At 69.5% G+C, this 5,554-nt stretch carries 6 protein-coding genes; all 6 read left to right on the forward strand.

The window, feature by feature from the left end:
- Positions 1-1,220: alanine--tRNA ligase-related protein (locus R1101_RS0115275; RefSeq protein WP_016934263.1), on the forward strand; the 1,220-nt coding region annotated here is incomplete at its 5' end.
- Positions 1,221-1,222: 2 nt separating this feature from the next.
- Positions 1,223-1,741, forward strand: a complete 519-nt coding sequence (gene ruvX, locus R1101_RS0115280; RefSeq protein ID WP_016934264.1) for a Holliday junction resolvase RuvX — start codon at positions 1,223-1,225, stop codon at positions 1,739-1,741.
- On the forward strand, positions 1,738-3,561 hold the full coding sequence (locus tag R1101_RS0115285; RefSeq protein WP_016934265.1) for an endolytic transglycosylase MltG: 1,824 nt from the start codon (positions 1,738-1,740) through the stop codon (positions 3,559-3,561). Before ruvX ends, R1101_RS0115285 begins: the two co-directional genes overlap by 4 nt.
- Entirely contained in the window at positions 3,551-4,405 is an 855-nt protein-coding gene (locus R1101_RS0115290) for a shikimate dehydrogenase (RefSeq protein ID WP_016934266.1), read from the forward strand. Before R1101_RS0115285 ends, R1101_RS0115290 begins: the two co-directional genes overlap by 11 nt.
- A gap of 200 nt (positions 4,406-4,605) precedes the next feature.
- A complete protein-coding gene (locus R1101_RS0115295) occupies positions 4,606-4,962 on the forward strand; it encodes a YciI family protein (RefSeq protein ID WP_016934267.1) in 357 nt (118 codons plus the stop codon).
- A 13-nt stretch (positions 4,963-4,975) separates the two neighbouring features.
- Positions 4,976-5,554, forward strand: a 579-nt coding sequence (locus R1101_RS26990) for an RNA polymerase sigma factor (protein WP_016934268.1), incomplete at its 3' end; no start/stop codon positions are given.

Genomic DNA, 5,554 nt, shown 5'->3' on the forward strand with positions numbered 1-5,554 from the left:
GCGAGCGGCTGCACGCCGCAAGCGCGGGCCAGCAGGTCGAGCTGATCCTCGACCGCAGCCCCCTCTACGCGGAGTCCGGCGGTCAGATCGCCGACATCGGCAGCATCACCGGCCCGGGTCTGAGGATCAAGGTCGACGACGTCCAGAAGATCGCCAAGCAGCTGTGGACACACAAGGTCACCGTGCTCGAGGGCCAGGTCGTCGAAGGCGACGCCGTCCTCGTGCAGGTCGATCCCGAGTGGCGCAAGGGCGCCACCCAGGGCCACTCCGGCACCCACCTGGTCCACGCCGCGCTACGCGAGGTGCTCGGCCCCAACGCCGTGCAGGCCGGCTCGCTCAACAAGCCCGGCTACCTGCGGTTCGACTTCTCGTGGCCCGGCGCGCTGTCCGAGCAGCAGAAGCAGGACATCGAAGGCGTCACCAACGAGGCCGTCGCGGCGAACTACCCGGTCAACACGTTCGTCACCGACCTCGACAAGGCCAAGAAGATGGGCGCGATGGCCCTGTTCGGCGAGAACTACGGCGACGAGGTCCGCGTCGTCGAGATCGGCGGTCCGTTCTCGATGGAGCTGTGCGGTGGCACACACGTGCAGCACTCCTCGCACGTCGGCACCGTGACCCTCCTCGGCGAGCAGTCCGTCGGGTCCGGCATCCGCCGAGTGGAGGCATACGTCGGTCTCGATTCCTACCGTCATCTGGCGAAGGAACGCGCGCTCCTCGCGGGCCTGTCCTCCACCCTCAAGGTCCCCTCCGAGGAGGTGCCCGGACGCGTCGAGGCCCTGCTCGACCGGCTCAAGGCCGCAGAGAAGGAACTCGAGAAGACCCGTGCCGCGAACGTCGCCGCTGCAGCCGGAACGTATGCGGGCAAGGCGCAGCGCGTCGGCGACGTACTCGTCGTGGCCGAGGCCGCCCCGGAGGGTGTCGCCGGCAACGACCTGCGCACACTCGCATCCGACGTCCGTGGGCGGCTCGGCACCGAGCCCGCCGTGGTGCTGCTGCTCGGCAACGCCGGCGGCAAGGTGCCCTTCGTCGTGGCCACCACCAAGGCTGCGCAGGAGAAGGGCATCAAGGCAGGCGACCTCGTCGCGAGCTTCGGTCCCGCGATCGGTGGTCGCGGTGGCGGCAAGCCCGACATGGCTCAGGGCGCAGGGTCGGATCCGGCCGGTATCCCGGCCGCACTCGACGCCTTCCGTGCCCGCCTGAGCGAGCTGGCCGGCTGAGCGTGGCCGAACCGCCGCGCCCCGATCGCCCCGGAGCGGACGATCCCGGCCGTGGTCGCCGCATCGCAGTCGACGTCGGCAGCGTCCGGATCGGGGTCGCCTCCAGCGACCCCGACGGCATCCTCGCCACCCCGGTCGAGACGGTGCCGCGGTCCAAGGAACGCGGACCCGACGCACCCGATATCCGGCGCATCATCGAGATCGTTAGGGAATACGAGGCTGTTGAGGTTATCGTCGGGCTGCCGCAGACACTGCGCGGTGAGCCCGGCAAGGCTGCGAAACTGGCGAGCGACTTCGCGCGTCGACTTCGCCGTGCCCTACCCGACGTTCCCGTGCGCCTGGCCGACGAACGTTTCACGACGGTCACTGCGGCGCGCGCCCTCCGCGAGAGCGGGGTGAGTGCGCGAGGCGCGCGGCCGGTCATCGACCAGGCTGCCGCCGTGGCCATCTTGCAGGGTTGGTTGGACGAGCGGAGTTCGGTAGTGAACGAGTCGGGGCGTGACGCGGGGGGCAGCCGGTGAGCCGGCACGGACGACACGACGACCATTCGGAGAACGGGCGGGAGGATCTGTTCGCAGATCCCTATGCCGGTGGGTACACGCAACCTCCGGTCGATCGCACCGGACCCGCTGACCCGCAGCGGTCCGACCGGGGTTACCGGTACGACGACCCGTACGCACCCGACCCCTACGCGCGCGATGCGTACGGGCACGATCCCCACGCCGGTGATCCGTACGGTGAAGGCCACTCCGGCGGGGCGCCGAGCGCCGGTCGTCCTGGTCCGGACGACCACGAGACCACGGTCCTGAACTTCGGTCCGGGGGCGTTCGACGGCCCACCGCCGGGCACGGTCGACGGTCCACCGTCAGGCACCCCGGGGTACCACCCGCATGCCACGGCCGGTCGTCCCGAACAGGGATACGCCGACGACGATTATGCGGACCAGGACTACGGCGGGCAGGGTTACGGCGAGCGGAGTTACGACGACGGCGGACACCTCGACGACGAGTATCCGGGCGGCTACTCCTACGCCGCACGCGACGATTACCGGGACACCGATCGGCGCGACGACTATGCCGACTACGTCGACGACGATGCGGACGACGCCGACGACGACACCGCCGAACAGCGCGCGGTGCCTGCCGCGGTCGGCGGTTCGGATCATCCCGCGCGCCGCGATCCGAAGGCGCACAAGCGCAAGAGACGTGGACGGGTCGTCGGGGCGCTCGCCGCGGCGATTCTCCTGCTCGTCGTAGCAGGTGGCGGTTACCTCGCCTACGATCGGCTCCTCGGCCCCGATCTCCCACCCGACTTCACCGGACCCGCCGGTCCCGCCGTCGTCGTCCAGGTCGCCCCGGGCGACACCGCCGGGGAGATCGGCAGCGAATTCGTCGACAAGGGCGTCGTGGCGAGTTCCGCCGCCTTCTACGAAGCGGCCGTGCAGAACTCGGGGATGAACTCCCTGCATCCCGGCTTCTATCAGGTGCCCACCAACATTCCCGCCGTCGACGCCGTCGCGGCGCTCGTCGACCCGGCCAGCCGGGTGGGGGCGCTCGTCATCTCCGAGGGACGTCAGCTGCACGACATCCGCGACGTCAACACGGGCGCCGTTCGCAAGGGCATCTACACACTCATCGCCGAGGCGAGCTGCCACGGCGACGCCGCCGCCGAGAACTGCATCACCTACGAGGAACTCGACGTGGCCGGATCCACCCCGGATCTGCAGGCCCTCGGCGTTCCCGAATGGGCGCGCGATGCGGTGGCGAACGTGCCCGACAGGCGACGACAGCTCGAGGGCCTCATCGCCGCAGGCAGCTGGGATTTCGATCCCACTGCCGAACCCGTCGAGATCCTTGCCCGCCTGGTCTCGGAGAGTGCTACGAGCTACGACTCCACCGGGATCACCGATGCGGCCGCGCGGGTGGGCCTGACCCCCTACGAGATGCTCATCTCCGCGTCGCTGGTCGAACGCGAGGCACTGCCACAGGATTTCGCGAAGGTCGCCCGCGTGATCCTCAACAGGCTCGAGATCGATCAGATGCTCCAGTTCGACTCGACGGTCAACTACGAACTCGACGAGACCGAACTCGCGACCACCGACGCCGACCGCGGCCGGGTGACCCCCTGGAACACCTACGCGAAGGTCGGTCTGCCGGCGACGCCCATCTCCTCGCCGAGTATCGGCGCGTTGCAGGCGATGGAGAACCCGGAACCGGGGGAATGGATCTACTTCGTGACGATCGACGACAAGGGCACCACGCTCTTCGCGAACTCCTACGAGGAGCACCTGCAGAACACCGAGTTGGCACTCGCGAGCGGGATCCTCGACAGTGGCCGCTGATCCGAGGTCGGGTGTCCGGAGGGCGGCGGTCCTCGGGAAACCCATCGCGCACTCGAAGTCGCCCCTGCTGCATCTCGCGGCGTACCGGGCACTCGGGCTGGCCGAGTGGACCTACGAACGCGTCGAATGCACCGGTGAGCAGCTGCCGGGACTCGTGTCCTCACTCGGTGAGGAATGGGTCGGCCTGTCCGTCACGATGCCCGGCAAGTTCGCGGCACTCGAATTCGCCACCGAACGCACCGAGCGGGCTGTGACGATCGGTTCGGCGAATACCCTCGTCCGTATCGAGAACGGGTGGCGGGCCGACTGCACCGACGTCGACGGTGTGTCGGGGGCATTGCGGTCGGCCGGGGTCGGCGATCTGTCCGATGCGGCGGCGGTCGTCGCCGGATCGGGTGGCACCGCGCGACCGGCGCTGGTCGGGCTCACCGACCTCGGTGTGCGTTCGGTGATCGTCGTCGCGCGTTCCGAGGAGAAGGCCCGCGCAACGTTCGACTGCCTCGGGGACGACATCGAGGCCCGATGGCTGTCGTTCGACGCGCCGGAACTCGCCCGGGTCTGCGCCGAGGCCGGTGCGCTCGTGAGCACCGTGCCCGCGCCCGCGGCGGCACCGTACGCGGAGACGCTCGCGCACGCGCCCTGCATCCTCGACGCGATCTACGATCCCTGGCCCACGCCCCTGGCGAAGGCAGCCGAGGCACGTGGGGGCCGCGTCGTCAGCGGTCTGCACATGCTCCTGAACCAGGCCTTCGGGCAGGTCGAACAGTTCACCGGACTGCCCGCCCCGCGCGCGGCGATGGCCCGCGCCGTCGGGCTGGACATGAATTCTCCGCATCCGGCCTGAGGACCCGCGCGGCCCCGGGGTCGTGGCGATCCGCACCGTCTTCATCCATGGATGCGGACGAGGGGTCCCATACCGACCACGTGCGAGGGCGGCCGGCCGGACCGACGGTCTTTTCCGTGCCAGGTGTCGAATCCGCGCCTTACCGTTCGTATGGAGGATGAGAGGCCGGATCCGCCGGCCGTCGAGGGAAGGACCCCGACATGGCGCAGTACCTGCTGAGCATCTACCAACCGGACGGTGAGCCGCCGTCTCCGGAGTTCCTCGAACCGATCATGAAGAAGGTCGAGGCCTGGCAGAACGAGATCCGGGAGGCGGGCATCTGGGTGTTCTCCGGTGGGTTGCACCCACCGGACACCGCCACGGTCGTGCGTACCGACGAGGGGCGCGTGGTGACGACCGACGGTCCGTACATCGAGGGCAAGGAGCACCTCGGTGGCTTCGACATCCTCGACGTGCCCGACCTGGACGAGGCGCTGAGGTGGGCACGCGGTCTCGCGGAGGCCACCACGCTGCCCGTCGAGGTACGGCCGCTGGCCTTCGGTTCCTGCGCCGGATGACGCGCATACAGCGATGACCGATCCGTCCACCGCAGACATCGAACGCGTCTTCCGCGAGGAGTACGGTCGGGCGGTCGCCGTCCTGTACCGCGTCTTCGGCGACATCGATGTCGCCGAAGACGCGGTACAGGATGCCTTCTCGACTGCCGCCGAGCGGTGGCCGACGGAGGGGATCCCGCCGAGTCCGGCCGGATGGATCATCACCACCGCCCGTCGCCGGGCGATCGACAGGGCACGACGGGAGACGGCACGTTCGGTCAAGCACGCCGAGGCGGATCTGCTCCACCCGGCGTCCGGCGCGGCACTCGACCCCGAGGCGGTCGCCTCTCCCGAGATTCCCGACGACCGGCTCCGGCTGATCTTCACCTGCTGCCATCCGGCGCTCGCGCCGGAGTCACGTGTCGCCCTGACGCTGCGCCTGCTCTGCGGGTTGACCACGGCGCAGATCGCCCGCGCTTTCCTGGTTCCGGAACCGACCATGGGACAACGGATCTCGCGCGCCAAGCGAAAGATCCGCGACGCGCGTATCCCGTTCCGCATACCGTCCCCCGACGATCTACCCGAGCGTCTCGACGCCGTCCGATCCGTGCTC

Source organism: Rhodococcus sp. R1101 (genome assembly GCF_000278445.1).
GTDB classification, from domain to species: Bacteria; Actinomycetota; Actinomycetes; order Mycobacteriales; family Mycobacteriaceae; genus Rhodococcus; species Rhodococcus gordoniae.

What these genes read in the sequence shown, in the direction of transcription:
- R1101_RS0115295 (WP_016934267.1), top strand. Translation starts at nt 4,606, where the DNA reads ATGGCGCAGTACCTGCTGAGCATCTACCAACCGGACGGTGAGCCGCCG.